The following is a 16,435-nucleotide window of genomic DNA, read 5'->3' as shown; positions in this document are numbered from 1 at the left end:
TGACGCTGCGCGCACGCACTGACGAGCGACTCACCCAGGCGCCCCGGGCCGGTCAGGCCCGGGGCGTCTGCCGTTCCGCCCCGCCCCGGGCGCCGGCCGGTCCGCGGCGCACGACCCAGGAGGGACGGAGCGGCCATGGCCACCACGACCACCACCACGACCACCACGACCGCCGCCGACGGCGGCGGAACGCCCGGGACCGAGGAGCGGATCGGACGGGACCGGGAGCTGATCGACGACCTGGACCGCCGGATCATCGCCCTGGTGCGGGAGCGCATGGAGGTCTCCGCCCGCATCCAGCGGACCCGGATCGAGGCGGGCGGCCGCCGGGTGAACCTCTCCCGCGAGATGGAGGTCCTCACCCGCTACCGCGAGCCGCTGGGCAGGCCGGGCACCTCCCTGGCCATGACCCTGCTGGAGCTGTGCCGCGGCCGCGTGTGACCGCCGCCGCACCGGCACACCGCCCGGCGTGACGGACCGTGATCACCCGTACGGCGCGTTACCACCGCGGGACGCCCTCGTTGGACCGGACGACCCCAGAGCCGACCGGGCGCCCGGAGGCGGTGGGGGAAGTGCCGGAGCGATGAGACGCCGTCCTCCCTCGGGAGGTGAGGACCGGGCGTCGTGGGACCTCGCTCCGGCTCAGTGACCGGACGGCAGGGGACAGCAGCCCGGTCACGACACCAGCGGTCGGTCCTCGGGACGCCGTGGACCGACCGCTCCGCGGTCCCCATCCCCCGCACTCCGCACCCCGCTCCCCGCGAGCGGGGTGCGACCCCGCCGCGGCCGCCGCTCCACCGCGTTCGGGCAGGGTGCGGTCCGGTTCCGGGCAGGCCGGCGAAGAACGCGGCCGGTTCGGTCCGAACGGTTGCGCGGCCGCGGCCGCGTCCACCACGATGCGCAGCGGGCCCCGTCCGCGGGGCCCGACCCGGAAGCCATCCTCCGCGGCGTTCCCCCGGCGCCGCCCCAGCGCCGGCGAGCCCTGAGCCGGCGCTGACCCGGGCCCCGGGCACCGGCCACCCCACCCGGCCGGCGCCCGGGGCCCTTCCCCTCCCGCACCCCTTCCACACCCGTCCACGCCCGGCCGCGGACTCCCGGCCGCCGGGCCCGCCCGGGGAAACCGCAGGACACACGGGCAGGGCCGAAGGTTGTACACCTCCCGGTCACGCCTCCGTAACGAACACAACACCCGTGCGTGTGAGATGAACCACACCGAAACCTGGGTGAGCGTGGGCAACTGATCGTTTCCGTCCCTTATGCCGCGCCGGCCCGGATGGGGGCACCTGCGGGCACTCGGAAACCTGTCCGCGGAGTCACATGTTCCGCCCCTAGTCTGCTGTCGGCCCGCCGCGCCCCGAGGCGCGAAGGCCCTTCTGCTTTTCTCCTTTTCGCCTCACACCACATGAGGTTCCACATGAAGCTTCGCCGTGCCTTTGCGGCTGCCGCCGCCACGGCTGTCATCGCGCCCGCCGCGCTGATGGCGGCTCCCGCCGCGTACGCCCACGAGAGCGCCCCGGCGGCCGGCCGGACCGACGAACCGCAGACCGAGACCTCCGCTCCCGAGCCGGAGCCGGAGGAGAGCGAGACCGAGACCTCCGCTCCCGAGCCGGAGCCGGAGGAGAGCGAGACCGAGACCTCCGCCCCCGAGCCGGAGCCGGAGGAGAGCGAGACCGAGGCCCCCGCTCCCGAGCCGGAGCCGGAGGAGAGCGAGACCGAGACCTCCGCCCCCGAGCCGGAGCCGGAGGAGAGCGAGACCGAGAAGCCCGGCGACGGGGACGAGGAGGAGCCCGGCGACGGCCAGTGGCCGGTCGACGAGTGCCCGGTCGTCGACGAGGACCGGGACTTCACCACCTCCATCAGCAACCTCCCCGCCCAGGTCGCCGCCGGCAGCGGCTGGAAGCAGTTCTCGCTCAACGTGACGAACCGCTCCGACACCGACCGCCTCTTCTCCCAGGCGCACGTCTACCTCGCCGCGGCGACCGAGACCGGCGCCGACGCGGCCGACTACGTGACGCTCCAGGTCCGGGGCGGCGACGGCGCGTGGTACGACGTCAGCACCGACTTCGACTCCCTGGACGCCGGCTACGTCGGCCAGGGCTCCGTCGGCGCCGGCGAGACGGTCACCCTCCAGCTGCGGCTGAAGGTGGACGCCAAGGCGCCGAACTCGGTCGGCATCGTCCTGGGCTACGCCTTCTACCTCAACGAGGACAACGAGACCTGCAGCGAGTCGCCGCTCGGCGACGTCTACGAGTTCGAGATCATCGCCGCGGGCAAGAAGCCGAACGGCAACGACGCCAGGCCGCAGACCGGCGGCGGCAAGAAGGTGCCGGCCAAGCCGGCGCCGGTCGAGAAGGACGAGCAGACCCGGAACCTGGACTTCGACGGCCAGCTCGCCGAGACCGGCTCGTCCTCCGCGCTGCCGATGTTCGCCCTCGCGGGCGCCGCGGCCGTGGCGCTGGGCGTCGGAGCCGTGTACGTCGTGCGGCGCCGGGGCGGCGCCGGGGCGGACACCTCCGCCGCCGCGTGACGGCGTGACCGTCTGAACGCACGGAGGCGCGGAACGCGCCGAGGGGTGGAGCGGCCCGGCCGCCCCACCCCTTCGCCGTGTCCGCCGGGACCGCCCCGGGGTCAGGCCTCCGCGGGCTGCGCGGACTCCGCCCCGCCCGCACCCGCCTCCGCCTCCGCCCTCCGCGGCGGAACGGCCGGCACGGCCAGCAGCGGCAGCCGCAGCGCCGCGAACGCGTCCTCCGGCACCACCGGGGCGCGCGGCTCGACGGCGGGGACGCGCACATAACCGGTGCCCTGCTCGGGGCGGGGGTCGGGCTCGCCCTTGTTGGGCCACAGGGCCATGGCCCGCTCGGCCTGGGCGGTGATGGTCAGGGACGGGTTGACCCCGAGGTTGGCCGAGACCGCCGAGCCGTCGACCACCGAGATGCCGGGATGGCCGTAGAGGCGGTGGTAGGGGTCGATGACGCCCTCCTCGGCGCAGGCCCCGATGGGGCAGCCGCCCAGGAAGTGCGCGGTCAGCGGGGTGCCCATCAACTCGCCGACGTTGGTGCCGGGGAAGCCGTTGATCTCCTCGGCGATGAGCCGCGCGGCCTCGGCGCCCTCGGGGATGTGGTCGGGATTGGGGGCGCCGTGGCCCTGCCGGGCCGTCAGCAGCCCCTTCCCCGGGCCCCTGGGCCTGCGGTAGGTGGTCAGGGAGTTGTCCAGCGACTGCATCACCAGACCGATGATCGTCCGCTCCGACCAGCGGTGGTTGGAGAGCGTCCGCAGTGCCTGCACCGGATGGCGCAGGCACTGCGCGGCGAAGGCCAGCAGCCTCGGAGCGCGTCCGCCGTGCGGCACCTGGAGGACGGAGAGCGTGCCCATCGCGTTGGAGCCCCTGCCGTAGCGCACCGGTTCGATGTGGGTGTTCTCGTTCGGGTGGATGGAGGACGTGATGGCCACGCCCCTGGTGAAGTCCGGTTCGGCGCCGGGGCCGTACTTCCTCCGGTAGCGGCGCCCGGTGGTCATCGCCCCGACCAGGGCCTCGGAGTTGGTGCGGGTCAGCTCGCCCAGTCGCGGGGAGATCCGCGGCAGCACGCCGGTGTCGCGCATCCGGTGCAGCAGGGTCTGGGTGCCGTAGGTGCCGGCGGCGATGACGACCCTCCCGCAGCGCAGCACCGTCCGCCGGCCCCGGCGGCGCCTGGTGGTCGGCACGGTGGTGACCAGGAAGCCGCCCTCGCCGTCCTCGGCGACCTCGGTGACGGTGGTCAGCGGATGGATGACCGCGCCGGCCCCCTCGGCCAGGTGGAGGTAGTTCTCGGTGAGGGAGTTCTTGGCCCCGTGCCGGCAGCCGGTCATGCACTCGCCGCACTCGGTGCAGGCGCGGCGGGAGGGGCCCGCGCCGCCGAAGTAGGGGTCGGGGGCCTCCGCGCCCGGTTCGGCCCTCACCTTCCCCCCGGCGTCCTCGCCGTCGCCGAAGAAGACGCCGACCGGGGCGAGGTGGAAGGTGTCGCCCACGCCCATCTTCTCGGCGGCGGCCTTCAGGTGGACGTCGGAGGGGGTCGTGGTGGGGTTGAGCCGGACGCCCAGCATCCGCCTGGCCTGGTCGTAGTAGGGCCTCAGCTCCTCCTGCCAGTCGGTGATGCGGCCCCACTGGGGGTCGGCGAAGAAGGCGGGCGGCGGCACGTAGAGGGTGTTGGCGTAGTTGAGCGAACCGCCGCCCACCCCGGCGCCGGCGAGGATCATCACCTTGTCCATCAGGTGGATGCGCTGGATGCCGTACAGGCCCAGCGCCGGGGCCCACAGGTAGTTCCTCAGGTCCCAGGAGTTCTTGGGCAGCGTCTCGCGGGTGAAGCGGCGGCCGGCCTCCAGCACGCCGACGCGGTAGCCCTTCTCGGTCAGCCGCAGCGCCGACACCGAGCCTCCGAAGCCGGAGCCGACGACGATCACGTCGTAGTCGTACGCCGAACCCGACGGCTTTTGCATGGTTTTGTCCTGGGGATGGGACACGGGGGTACCTCCGGCGGTGCGGCTCGTTCTCTGGGGAGGGGAAGGGGAGGTCGGGGGTGGGGCCGGGGCGTCCGGCCCGCCGGGCCGCGGCCGGTGGTGGCCGCGGCCCGGCGGCGGCCGTCAGCGGAAGCGGAGCGCCTTCATCACGCGCAGGGACAGGCTCATGAAGGCGGCGTACCTCTCGTCGTCCATGCCGAACGACGGCGCCATGGGCATCAGCCGCTGGTGGGCGACGGTCTGGGCCTCGGTGTACTTGAGGATGCCCTCCACACCGTGGCGGCGGCCCACCCCGGAGTCGCCCATGCCGCCCATCGGCGCCTGGACGCTGCCGTACGCGGCGGCGTAGCCCTCGTTGACGTTGACCGTACCGGTGCGCAGCCGGGCGGCGACCGCCCGGCCGCGCCGGGCGCTCCTCGTCCAGACGCTGGCGTTGAGGCCGTAGGGCGTGGCGTTGGCCAGTGCGACGGCCTCGTCCTCGTCGGTGAAGCGGTAGACCGAGACGACGGGGCCGAAGGTCTCCTCGCCGCAGACGGCCATCGCGGGGGTGACGCCCTCCAGGACGGTCGGCTCGTAGAACAGCGGGCCGACGTCCGGGCGCGGCCTGCCGCCCGTGAGGACCTCCGCGCCCTTGGCGACGGCGTCCTCCACGTGGCGGGTGACGGTCTCCAGCTGGCGCCGGGAGACCAGCGAGCCCATGTCGGCGCCGTAGGCGAGCGCGGAACCCAGCCGCAGGGCGCGGGTGCGGGCGGTGAAGCGCTCGGTGAAGGCGTCGGCGATCGAGGCGTGGACGTAGAGCCGCTCGATGGAGATGCACAGCTGGCCGGCCGAGGAGAACGCGCCGCGCACCGCGCCGTCCACCGCCCGGTCCAGGTCGGCGTCCTCCAGGACGAGCATGGCGTTCTTGCCGCCCAGCTCCAGCGAACAGCCCACCAGGCGGAACGCGGCGCGCTGGGCGACCTCGCGGCCGGTGCGGGTGGAGCCGGTGAAGGAGACGTAGTCGGCGTGGTCGACGACCGCCGGGCCGACGACCGGTCCCTCGCCGATGACGACCTGCCAGACCCCGGCGGGCAGCCCCGCCTCGATCAGCAGCTCGCGCGCCCACAGGGCGGTCAGCGCGGTCTCGGTGTCGGGCTTCATCACCACCGCGTTGCCCGCGGCGAAGGCGGGCAGGGCGTCGCCGACGGACAGCTCCAGGGGGTAGTTCCAGGGGGCGATCTGCCCGACCACGCCCCGCGGCCGGCGCAGTTCGCGCACATGGGTGAGGACGGGGACGGCACCCGTGCGGCGCTTGGGGCGCAGGTGGGCGGCGGCACTGCGGCCGTAGTACCGGGCGGCGACGGCGACCGCCTGGACCTCCTCGTGCGCGTGCAGCCGGGCCTTGCCCGTCTCCAGCTGCACCAGGTCCAGCGCCTCGTCCTGGCGGCGCAGCAGCAGGTCGTGGAAGCGCAGCAGGACGGCCGCGCGCTCCCGCACGGGGCGGGCGGCCCACTCCCGCTGCGCCCGGCGGGCGCGGTCGAACGCCGCGGCGACGTCCGCCGGCGAGGACTCGGGCAGGACGGCCAGCCGCTCCCCGGTGAGCGGGGTGTGGCAGGCGGTGCTGCCGCCGCCTGCGACGTCGCGCGTCAGCCGGGCGACCAGCTCGCCGGTCACCACGTCCGCGGCGGTGCGCGCGCCGGCGGGGGCGGTGGCGACCGGGTTGCCGGCCGTCGCGGGTGCCGCGGGTCCGGCGGCTCCGGCGGCTCCGGCGGGCCCCGCGGGCTCGGTGGGCGGCGACTGGCCCGTCCGGACCGTCCCGGTGGCGGTGGCTGGCGATTCCGTCATAGGGCGGAGCGTAAGCCGTGCGCAACGAGCTGGGTACCCATCGGTAACCACTTTTCACGCAATCTGCCAGTGATCGCTGGCAGACTGCGGGCGCACTCCGGCGCACGCCCGGCGGGCGGCTCGCCGCCGGCGGGCCGCGGCGGCGCCCGTCAGCCGGTGAAGCGGTAGGTGTCGGCGATGTCCTCGAAGAGGCGGTCGACGTCGGCCCTGCTGCTCTCCGGCCCCCGGACCAGCACCGTGTGGTAGCGGCCGTCGACGATGACCGCCCGGTCGCGGACGTAGGTGCTGCCGCGGCCGTCGCGCCAGCTGAACCGGCCCTCGGCCATGACCGTCCGGCCGACCTCTATCCGCCGCATCCCCGAGCTGGTGGCCCAGTCGGCGGCCCGGTAGGCGTCCAACTCCCGCTGCTCGCCGGTGAGGTACGCCATCGGGTCGCTGCCGTACCGGTCGGTGGTGTCCCGGCCGGGCACGACCACGATCTCGACGCCGGAACCGCTCCGGGTGAAGACGTACTGCCCGTCGCCGTTCCGGCCCGCCGACCGGGTGCCCTCGGGGAGCGCGAGCCGGAACCCGGCGCCGTTCCGGTGCAGGACGTAGCCGTCCGGCCCCTCGGCCGGGTCGTCGGTCTGCGGCCGCTCCGCGCCGGACGGCTCGGAGGCGCCCGGGCCGTCGGACCCGCCGGCCTCCCCGGCCTCCCCGGGCTCCGCCGCGGGCGGTGGCGCCTCCTGCTGCTCGGGCACCTCCGGCCGGGCCCCCACCCGGCCCGGCCGCTGGTTGGCGGTGTCGCCGGAGGACCCGGTGTCCGCCCCGGGCATGAACACGGCCGCGTAGACCAGGGTCCCGGTCAGCAGCAGGAGGACCAGCCCGACCAGCACCATCCCGAGCCGCCGCGGCGAGCGCTCCCTGCGGGCGCGCCGGTGCCGGGCGGGCGCGGCCGCCGGCGCGCGCTCGGCGCGCCTCCTGCGCACCAGCTCGCCCCGGCGCCGCACGATCGGCAGCCGCCGCGGATCGGCGGGGCGCCCCGCTTCCAGGGGGAGCGGCGCGACGACCGTGTGCTGCCCGACCTCCGGCTCGGGCGCCGAGCGGATCAGGGACCGCAGCCAGCCGCCCAGCTCCTCGACGTCGGGCCGCTCGGTGGGGTCCTGGCGCAGCAGCGACTCCACCACCGGGCGCAGCGCCCCGCACTCCTCGGCGAACGCGGGCGGCTCGGCGCACACCATCTGCGCCAGCTCGGCCGCGGACTCCTCCGGATAGGGCGCGTGCCCCTGCACGGCCCGGAACAGCAGCGCGCCCAGCGCCCACAGGTCGGCCGCCGGGCCGACCGGCGGGGCCAGCCGCCAGTTCTCGTAGACGGGCCCGGCCTGCTCGGGGGCCCAGCGCTCGGTGACGGCGCCGACGACCGCGATCCGGGTCTGGCGGGCCCGCTCGGCGGCGAGCGCGGTGGTGGGGCCGCGGTACCGGTCGGCGCCGTCCTCCCCGTCCCAGCCCCGCGCGGGCGGTGCCGCCTCCCCGCCCTCCCCCGCGCGGTACGCGGCGACGGCGCCGCCGCAGGTCTCCCGGCCGCCGGACTGGCCGGGGATCCACGGGCCCGCCGGGCCGCCGTCCGCACCGTGCGGTCCGGGGCCGTCCGCCTGCCGCGGCACCCCGTCCCGGAACGGTCCGTACCCGTCGGGCTCCCCGGGCCGGCCCGCCTCCGGCTCCGCGCCGGGGCCGTACGGATCGTCCGGTCCACCGACGTGCCCGTGCGGCCGCGCGCCCGACGGCGCCGGGAGCGGGTCGTACCCGCACAGCGCCTCCTCGGCGGCGCCGGAGGCCAGGCCGGTGAGCAGGGCGCGGCCGTCGTCGCAGACGATGACGGTGCGCGCGGTGATGTTGCGGTGCACCCAGCCGTGCGCGTGGACCGCGCGCAGGGCCGAGAGCAGGTCGTCCGCCAGCTCGGCGGCGCGGTGGGGGCTCAGCGGGCACTCGGCGAGCACCGCGGCCAGCGGCCGGCCCGCGACGAGCTCGCTGACGATCCACAGTCCGTCGCCCTCGACGAAGACGTCGAAGACCTGGTCCAGCCGCGGGTGGTCGGGTATCCGGGAGGCGGCCAGCGCCGCCTCCACCGCGCGCCGCACGGCGGGATCGGCCGGGTGCCGCGTGGCCCGCCCGGTGTACGCGCGCCCGTGGTCGCCTCCGCCCCGGAGGCCGCCCGCGCCGACGAACTCGGCCTCCACCACCTCGGGCAGCGGGACCTGGCGGACCAGGACCTCCTGGCCGCTGGCGGTGTCGTACGCGCGCGACTCCACCAGCTCGTACTCGTCGGACGGCGGACGCGGCAACCGGTACCGCTCGGCCAGCAGCCGGCCCGAGTACTCGTCCACGGCGCGCCTCCCACTGCGTGCGACCCCTGGCGGCCTCATGCGCCGTCAGGAACCCTGCCCGCCCGCCGGATCGCGGCTGCACAGGGTCTGCGGTCTATCACGATACGTGCCGGAGGGGCCTTCCGTCGCCGGTGGAAGGAGCCGATCTCAGTCCAGGGGCCGGAACGTCCGGAACGCGGTCTCCCGGACGGTGCGGCACTCCTCGTCGTCCCAGGCGTCCTTCTCGCAAGTGATCATGATGGCGTAGCCGTGGGTGGGGTCCACCCGGAAGCCGCGGTTGAGGACGCGCACCCGCTTGCCCTTCTCCGTGCGCTCGAACGTCCAGTCCGCGACGGTGGGGTAGCCGCGCCAGTCCACCGGCTCGATGCCCACCAGGGAGTAGCCGGTGCTGCTCTTCCTCACGGCGGGCTCCAGGGACTTCCAGGCGCCCGCCGCGCTCTCGCCCGGGCTGCCGTTGAAGTCGACCTGGACCTTGGGGTACCCGCCGCCGGGCGGGGTGTACTCACCGCCCGAGTTCCGTCCCGCTATGCGGGTGCGCTCGTAGCCCTCGGGCATGGCCATGGAGAAGTGGAAGCGGGTGTCGGCGACCTCCTCGAAGCCCTTGGGCACCGTGCCGTCCTCCCCGCCCCCGGCGCCGTCCTCCCCGCCGTCCTCCCCCTTGCTGCCGCCCTGGCCCTCCTGCCCGCCGTCGCCGGACGGACCGGCCGAGGGACCGGCGGAGGGGCCGTCGGAGGCGCCGCCGTCGGGGTCCTTCCCGCCGTCCGCGCCGTCCTGCGGGTCCGTGGTGCCGCCGCGGCCGCCGGCCGCGGCGGTGCGGTCGCCGCCGGCCCGCTCGTCGCCGCCGCTCCCGTCGTCGCCGCCGAGCGTGATGGCGAGCACGGCGCCGAGGAGGGCGAGCACGACCACCGCGACCACCGCGAGCCCGGCGGGCTGCCGCGCCCGCCGGGCGCCACCGGCCGCACCGGCCGGGAGGGCGGCGCCGGCCGGCCCCCCGCCGTCGCCGCCGGCGGAGCCGGGGCCCGCGGCACCGCCCTGCGCGGTGGCGGTGCGCGTCTCGCCGGTGTCCTTCCCGGCCGCCGTGTTCCGCACGGCCCGCAGTGCCTCGCGCAGCCGCTCGGAGCCCGTCCCGGCGGTCTGCGGGGTTGCCGGCGGCCCCGCGGCGGCGTCCGCGGCTCCGGCGGCGCCCGCCGCGGCGGCGCCCTTCGCCGCGCCCGCCTTCGCCGGACCGCCGCTCCCCTTCGGCTCCTTCGCGCCGCCGGCCACCGGCAGCACCGTCGTGCGGGTGCCCTCCGGCTCGCCGTCCCCCTCCGCCGCGGCCGCCGCGCCGGCCGCCGCCTCCAGCAGCGCCCGCGCGCCCGGCTCGTCCAGCCGCTCGCCCGGGTCCTTGCGCAGCAGGCCGCGGATGACCTCCTCCAGGCATCCGGCCCGCACCGGGGGCTCCAGCGGCTCGGTCATCACCGCGGTCAGGGTGGCGATCGCCGACCCCTTGTCGTACGGCGGGCGCCCCTCGACGGCCGCGTACAGCAGCCCGCCCAGCGACCACAGGTCGGAGGGCGGACCGGGGCGCTGGCCGCGAGCCCGCTCCGGCGCTATGTAGGAGGGCGCCCCGACCAGCATGCCGGTGGAGGTGAGGGAGGGGTCGCCCTCGATCTGGGCGATGCCGAAGTCGGTGAGGACGACCCGGCCGTCCTCCTCGGCGATGAGGACGTTGGAGGGCTTCACGTCGCGGTGCAGGATGCCCTCGCGGTGCGCGGCGCGCAGCACGTCCAGGACGGCCAGCCCCACCTCGGCGGCCCGGCGCGGTTCCAGGGGGCCGTCCTCGCGCAGCACGTCGGCCAGGGAGCGGCCCTCGACCAGCTCCATCACGATCCAGGGGCGGTCGTCCTCGTCGACCACGTCGAAGACGGTGACGGCGCTGCTGCTGCGGATGCGCGCGATGGCCTTGGCCTCGCGGAGGGTGCGGGTGACCAGGCGCCGCTTCTCCTCCTCGTCGACGCTGGAGGGGAAGCGCAGCTCCTTCACCGCGACGGTGCGGCCGAGGACCTCGTCCTCCGCCCGCCACACCGTGCCCATGCCGCCGCGGCCCAGGACGTCGCCCAGTCGGTAGCGCCCGCCCAGCAGCCGCCCGGCCTTCTTGCCGCGGCCGTCCACGTCGCTCATGTGACCCCTCGCACTTCAGCCCGCCCCAGCAGTCGGCTCATTCTCTCCCATGGGACGGAGCGCCGCGTACGCGGCCATGGACACGCCACCGGAACGGCGGTGTGCGGGACCGGGGCTGACGCCCCGGCACCACCCCGCGCGCCCTGCGGGCTCCGCGGGACGGCGCCGGCTACCGGTGAGGGGCCGTCACAGCGGCTGGATCGGCACGATGTCCGGGGCGCCCAGCCGTGCGGCGTCGGCGGTCTGGTCGTCGGGCTGGCGCTGGGACTCCCGCTCGGCCTCGACCCGCTTCTCGTAGTGCGCGACCTCGCGGTCGATCTGGCCCGCGTCCCAGCCGAGCACCTCGGCCATCAGCTCGGCGCACTCGCGGGCGCTGCGCGTGCCGCGGTCGAAGGTCTCGATGGAGATGCGGGTGCGGCGCGTGAGGACGTCGTCCAGGTGGCGCGCACCCTCGTGCGAACAGGCGTACACCACCTCGGCCTTGAGGTAGTCGTCCGCGTAGGGCAGGGGCTCCCCCAGGCGGGGATCGCGGGCGACCAGCTCCAGGAGCTCGTCGGTGAGCGAGCCGTACCGGTTGAGCAGGTGCTCCACGCGCGCCACGTGCAGGCCGGTGCGGGCGGCGATCCGGGCGCGGGCGTTCCACATCGCGTGGTAGCCCTCGGCGCCCACCAGCGGCACCTCCTCGGTGCAGCACTCGGCGACGCGGTGGTCGAGCCCGTGGACGGCGGCGTCGACCGCGTCCTTGGCCATCACCCGGTACGTCGTGTACTTGCCGCCCGCGACGACGACCAGCCCCGGCACCGGGTGGGCGACGGTGTGCTCGCGCGAGAGCTGGCTGGTGGCGTCCGACTCCCCGGCCAGCAGCGGGCGCAGCCCGGCGTAGACGCCCTCCACGTCGTCGCGGGTCAGCGGCACCGCCAGGACGGAGTTGACGTGGTCGAGCAGGTAGTCGATGTCGGCGCTGGAGGCGGCCGGGTGGGCCTTGTCCAGGTCCCAGCCGGTGTCGGTGGTGCCGACGATCCAGTGCCGTCCCCAGGGGATGACGAACAGCACGCTCTTCTCGGTCCGCAGGATCAGGCCGGTGGTGGAGTGGATGCGGTCGCGGGGCACCACCAGGTGGATGCCCTTGGAGGCGCGGACGTGGAACTGGCCGCGCTCGGCGGTCAGCCGCTGGGTGTCGTCGGTCCACACCCCGGTGGCGTTGACGACCTGCCGGGCCCGGATCTCGTACTCGCCGCCCTGCTCCAGGTCCTGCACCCGGGCGCCGACCACGCGCTCGCCCTCGCGCAGGAAGCCCACCACGCGGGTCCGGTTGGCGGCGTGGGCGCCGTAGGCGGCGGCGGTGCGCACCAGGGCGGCGACGTAGCGGGCGTCGTCCACCTGGGCGTCGTAGTACTGGAGGGCGCCGACCAGGGCGTCCTTGCGCAGCGCCGGGGCCACGCGCAGGGCGCGGCGGCGCGAGAGGTGGCGGTGGTGGGGCAGGCCGCGGCCGCGCCCCGAGGCGGTGGCGAGCACGTCGTACAGCGCCACGCCGGAGCCCGCGTACAGCCGCTCCCAGCCCCGGTGGCGGAGGGGGTAGAGGAAGGGGACGGGTTTGACCAGGTGGGGGGCGATCCGCTGGAGCAGCAGCCCGCGCTCCTTGAGCGCCTCGCGCACCAGGGCGAAGTCCAGCATCTCCAGGTAGCGCAGTCCGCCGTGGATCAGTTTGCTGGAGCGGCTGGAGGTGCCCGAGGCCCAGTCGCGGGCCTCGACGATCCCGGTCGCCAGGCCGCGGGTCACCGCGTCCAGGGCCGTTCCGGCGCCGACCACGCCGCCGCCGACGACCAGTACGTCCAGTTCGCGCTCCGACATGCGGGCGAGCGCCTCGGCCCGCTCGGCCGGTCCCAGTGCCGCTGTCCTCACCGCTGCCTCCCAGTAGCCACCCGCACGTCTGTTCTGTCCTGGCCTCTGTCCGCCCTGTACCCGCTCTCCGGCCGGTTCCACGGATCCGACCCGAGCGGACACCACCCGGCACGCAATCCACCATATCTGTCATATATGCGCTTAACCTGACATGGATCCATGATCAAGGCCCGCCGGCCGCACGAGCCGCGCCCGCGCGCCCGCCGTGCGCGCCAGTCGACAGGGGAAGGGACGCCGCCTCATGCCCGCAGATCTCGCCGTCCTCGGCCTGGGTCATCTGGGCCTTCCCGCGGCCCGGGCCGCCACGGCCGCCGGCATCGGCACCATCGGCTACGACCCCGACCCCCGCGCCGTCGCCGACCTGAACGCCGGGCGCCCCCCGGCCGGCGGCGGACTGTCGGCGGCCGAGGTCCGCCGGATGCTCTCGGCCGGCTTCCGCGCCACCTCCGACCCGTCCGTCCTGGAGAAGGTCCGCACCGCCCTGATCTGCGCCCCCACCCCGCCGGGCGAGGACCGCGCGCCGGACCTGGGCGCGGTACGGGCGGCGGCCCTGGCGCTGGGCGAGCGGCTGCGCCCGAGGACGACGGTGGTGGTGGAGTCGGCCGTGCGCCCCGGCGGCACCGAGGGGTACGTCGCCCCGCTGCTGGAGAAGGCGTCCGGGCTGCGCGCCGGGCAGGACTTCCACCTCGCCTGCGCCCCCTCCCGCCTGGACCCCGGCAACCGCACCCACGGCTACGCCAACACCCCGCGCGTCATCGGCGGCCTCACCCCCGCGTGCACGGAGGCGGCCGCCGCCCTCTACGGGAGGCTGACGGAGAAGGTGGTGCGGGCCCGCGGGCTGCGCGAGGCGGAGATGACGGCGGTGCTGGAGAGCAACTACCGGCACGTCAACATCGCCCTGGTCAACGAGATGGCCGTGCTCTGCCACGACCTGGGCGTGGACCTGTGGGACGTGATCCGCTGCGCGGAGACCAAGCCGTTCGGCTTCCAAGCCTTCCGCCCCGGGCCGGGCGTCGGCGGCCACGGCGCCCCCGTCGACCCCGCCTGCCTGGACCGGGGCGACCGCACACCGGGCTACCCGCTGCGGCTGGTGGAAGCGGCCCAGGAGGCCAACGCGCGGATGCCGCGCTACGTCGTCCAGCGGGCGGCGGCGCTGCTGAACGAGTACGGCAAGTCCGCCCGCGGCGCCCGCGTCCTGCTGCTGGGCGTCACCTACAAGGCCGACCTCGCCGACCAGACCGGCTCCCCCGCACCGGAGATCGCGCTGCGGCTGCTGGAGATGGGCGCCCAGATCGGCTACCACGACCCGCACGTGCCGCAGTGGCGGGTCGCCGGGCGGCCCGTCCCGCGCGCCGACTCCCTCCACGAGTCCGCCGCCGCGGCCGACCTCACCCTCCTCCTCCAGCACCACCGCGTCTACGACCTGCAGAGCCTGTCGGCCAAGGCCCAGCTCCTCCTCGACACCCGCGGCGCCAGCCCGACGGGCGCGGCCCACCGCCTGTGAGGGGCGGCGGGGCGGACCCCTGTTCGGCACTGCGCGGGACGGCGCGTCCGCCCGGACCGACCCCACCCGTCGCTTCCGCACCTTCCCGACCGCGACCCTGCCCCCGGAACAAGGCGTCGACCTCGCCGTGATCAAAGAACTCCCCGGCCACGCCCACATCGGCGTCACCGCCGGCGTCTACGCCCACGTCCGACTCCGCCTCCAGCACGACGCCATCGACACCCTCAGCACCGCGCCCGACAGTCCTGCCGGCCACGAGCCGACCCGCGACGACGGCAACGACCCGCCGCTGTGCGGAGCCATCGTCCGCTGACGTTGCCGTCAACTACTGCCGTCACCCCACATAGAAGCCCCGCCAGGGCACCCTGACGGGGCTTCAACTTTGCTATCGCCATCCAGCGCGAGGGTTGCGGAATCGGGCTGCGAGGCTACACCTCGCCCTCCAGCCAACGCTCGAATGGTGCGACCTCCGACAGTTCGGAATTGATCGCCTTCAACCCCCCGGCGAAGTCCTCGGCCAATTTCGAGAGCATCGCGACTAGCTCATCCTGTGCAATATTCTCGCACTCCGGGTTTGGGACCCAATTGGTCCGCGAATCACAGCGAATCACCACGAGATTCCCGCTTGGGCGGAAGGCCAGAGTTCTCTCGATGCCCTGCGAGTAGAGATCCACCTCGACTTCGCGCCGTTCGCGCACGCCCGCCAGAAGCGACGGGAGTTGCTCCATGAAGGCAGACAAGTCATACGCCACATCGAGCGGCCACTCATCACTCCCGAACCCGCCAATGTGAAATCTGCCGCCTCCAGCATCAGAGAGGGCGCTGCACGCCTCCATGACGAGGGTTTCGTAATCGGCACCCGACTCCAGACTCGTTGAAGCAGGAGCCACAGCGCCAGACGGCACGGCCGGATTGAACGACACAGAGAAGCTCATCTCTCCAGCCTCCCAGTTCGGGTCAATGATCGGAAATCTCGTTTTGTATAGCCCATTTGAACTCGGGACGATGGTAGCTGCCCGCGCTTGCACAATGCTCCCATCCGGCATAATCACCTGCCCCATACCTTCCGGAATCCGCACCGATCTGGGCCCGGAGCCTTCGACATGAAGCCCCTTCAAAAACTCTGCCGCGGCATCATTATCCAGCCACTGACCTTGCTGATTCCCGGTGGCACGAGCGCGATCTGTCAGCTTCTTCGTGTTCTTCGCTCCAGCGCCATGAGTCTTGAAGGTATGACCCCACGTTTTCACACTGTTGGCTGCCCAATTGGGGCAGATGCTGTTGTGAACGAGTACCGGCGTGGCCCCCGCCAGCACATAGTACGTGTGCAGGGCATGGGCCTATGACCTGCGTTTTCGCAGGTCATCACTGATTCGCTTATCCGTGGAAGTCCGCCGGCGTCCGCCGTTGGCGGGTCCGGTTGCCGTCAGAACCGGGGCAGCCCTACTTCAGGCGCTCCTCAAGGGTGCCCACGGTCCAGTCGGCCTGGCGGAGGATGGAGCGGAGGGTGCCGGGTGCGAGGCTGCGGTGGAGGGGGACGATGACGGTTCGCTCCCCGCTGCGGTACTTGGCGTGGCTGCCACGGGTGGAGATGTGCTCGAACCCGCCCCGCTCCAGGGCCTCGGCTACCGCGGCTCCGGAGAGGTCCGTGGGGACGGCGGGGCTCACGCGGCGCGCCGCACTTCGACGGGGGCGGTGATCACGTCGGTGACCTCGGGGGCAGGGGCATCCTCGAAGTAGAGCTCCAGCGCTTCGCGGAGGTTCTCCAGAGACTCTTCGATGGTCTCTCCCTGCGAGGTGACCTCGACCTGGAGGCAGCGCGCCACGTACCACTCGCCTTCGTGGGTGATCGCGGCGGTCAGGTGCAGTGCGTCAGTCGTCATGCCGCCAGTCTGGCACGCCCCGGTCCCGCCGGTCAGAGGCTTTTCCCTGCTGTCACTCGCGCCGGTATCCGCGTTGACCTCGCGGAAGCTGTCCACCCTGGTGTGCGCCGGCTTCGGCACGCGTCCAGCGGTCTCGTGGGCCAACCGGTGATGGAGCGCCCGCGTCTTCCAGCGGGCGACAGGCTGTCACCGTGGTGCTGTTTGTGCGCGGCCAGGGGCTCGGGTCGGCGGCGTGGCGGCGCCGTAGCGGCCGGGCCTGGACACCGGCCGCGCGCGGGTCCGCGTCAGCGGGCCCGCCTTGAAAC

The 16,435-nt window shown here is 74.5% G+C and carries 11 protein-coding genes and 1 pseudogene; 4 read left to right on the top strand and 8 right to left on the bottom strand.

What is annotated here, in order from left to right; all coding sequences use genetic code 11:
• The first annotated feature begins 135 nt into the window (after window positions 1-135).
• A complete protein-coding gene (locus ACFSJS_RS12170) occupies window positions 136-441 on the top strand; it encodes a chorismate mutase (protein ID WP_380899366.1) in 306 nt (101 codons plus the stop codon).
• Between the two features lie 973 nt (window positions 442-1,414).
• Window positions 1,415-2,527, top strand: coding sequence for an LAETG motif-containing sortase-dependent surface protein (locus ACFSJS_RS12165; protein ID WP_380899365.1), 1,113 nt, complete (start codon window positions 1,415-1,417; stop codon window positions 2,525-2,527).
• Window positions 2,528-2,628: 101 nt separating this feature from the next.
• Here the strand turns inward: ACFSJS_RS12165 and ACFSJS_RS12160 are convergent, their stop codons facing one another.
• The 5 genes from ACFSJS_RS12160 to ACFSJS_RS12140 form a co-directional block, all read right to left on the bottom strand.
• Window positions 2,629-4,473: a GMC family oxidoreductase N-terminal domain-containing protein gene (locus tag ACFSJS_RS12160; RefSeq protein WP_380899364.1), complete on the bottom strand. Its 1,845-nt coding sequence runs from the start codon at window positions 4,471-4,473 to the stop codon at window positions 2,629-2,631.
• 144 nt (window positions 4,474-4,617) lie between these two features.
• Window positions 4,618-6,318, bottom strand: a complete 1,701-nt coding sequence (locus ACFSJS_RS12155) for a succinic semialdehyde dehydrogenase (RefSeq protein WP_380899363.1) — start codon at window positions 6,316-6,318, stop codon at window positions 4,618-4,620.
• A 149-nt stretch (window positions 6,319-6,467) separates the two neighbouring features.
• Window positions 6,468-8,681, bottom strand: a complete 2,214-nt coding sequence (locus tag ACFSJS_RS12150) for a serine/threonine protein kinase (RefSeq protein ID WP_380899362.1) — start codon at window positions 8,679-8,681, stop codon at window positions 6,468-6,470.
• A 147-nt stretch (window positions 8,682-8,828) separates the two neighbouring features.
• Entirely contained in the window at window positions 8,829-10,841 is a 2,013-nt protein-coding gene (locus ACFSJS_RS12145) for a serine/threonine-protein kinase (protein WP_380899361.1), read from the bottom strand.
• A gap of 186 nt (window positions 10,842-11,027) precedes the next feature.
• On the bottom strand, window positions 11,028-12,743 hold the full coding sequence (locus tag ACFSJS_RS12140; RefSeq protein WP_380899360.1) for a glycerol-3-phosphate dehydrogenase/oxidase: 1,716 nt from the start codon (window positions 12,741-12,743) through the stop codon (window positions 11,028-11,030).
• Window positions 12,744-12,984: 241 nt separating this feature from the next.
• On the opposite strand from ACFSJS_RS12140, the gene ACFSJS_RS12135 reads away from it, so the two are divergent.
• Both ACFSJS_RS12135 and ACFSJS_RS28035 read left to right on the top strand, forming a co-directional pair.
• The gene (locus ACFSJS_RS12135) at window positions 12,985-14,247 is read left to right on the top strand and encodes a nucleotide sugar dehydrogenase (RefSeq protein WP_380899359.1); all 1,263 of its coding nucleotides are present in this window, start codon (window positions 12,985-12,987) and stop codon (window positions 14,245-14,247) included.
• A 13-nt stretch (window positions 14,248-14,260) separates the two neighbouring features.
• Window positions 14,261-14,560: pseudogene (locus ACFSJS_RS28035) on the top strand (site-specific integrase); the annotation flags it as partial.
• A gap of 115 nt (window positions 14,561-14,675) precedes the next feature.
• On the opposite strand, the gene ACFSJS_RS12125 reads toward ACFSJS_RS28035, so the two are convergent.
• The 3 genes from ACFSJS_RS12125 to ACFSJS_RS12115 all read right to left on the bottom strand — a co-directional run bounded on the left by ACFSJS_RS12125 (window position 14,676) and on the right by ACFSJS_RS12115 (window position 16,130).
• Window positions 14,676-15,563 (bottom strand): hypothetical protein, encoded by an 888-nt coding sequence (locus ACFSJS_RS12125; RefSeq protein WP_380899357.1) that lies wholly within the window; start codon window positions 15,561-15,563, stop codon window positions 14,676-14,678.
• Window positions 15,564-15,690: 127 nt separating this feature from the next.
• Complete coding sequence (locus ACFSJS_RS12120) at window positions 15,691-15,915, bottom strand: type II toxin-antitoxin system HicA family toxin (RefSeq protein WP_380899356.1); 225 nt, start codon at window positions 15,913-15,915, stop codon at window positions 15,691-15,693.
• Window positions 15,912-16,130: a type II toxin-antitoxin system HicB family antitoxin gene (locus ACFSJS_RS12115; RefSeq protein ID WP_155071610.1), complete on the bottom strand. Its 219-nt coding sequence runs from the start codon at window positions 16,128-16,130 to the stop codon at window positions 15,912-15,914. Before ACFSJS_RS12115 ends, ACFSJS_RS12120 begins: the two co-directional genes overlap by 4 nt.
• Between the last annotated feature and the right edge of the window lie 305 nt (window positions 16,131-16,435).

The organism is Streptomyces desertarenae (assembly GCF_042681365.1).
GTDB lineage: Bacteria > Actinomycetota > Actinomycetes > Streptomycetales > Streptomycetaceae > Streptomyces > Streptomyces desertarenae.
This window is presented reverse-complemented; position numbering and strand designations above follow the sequence as displayed.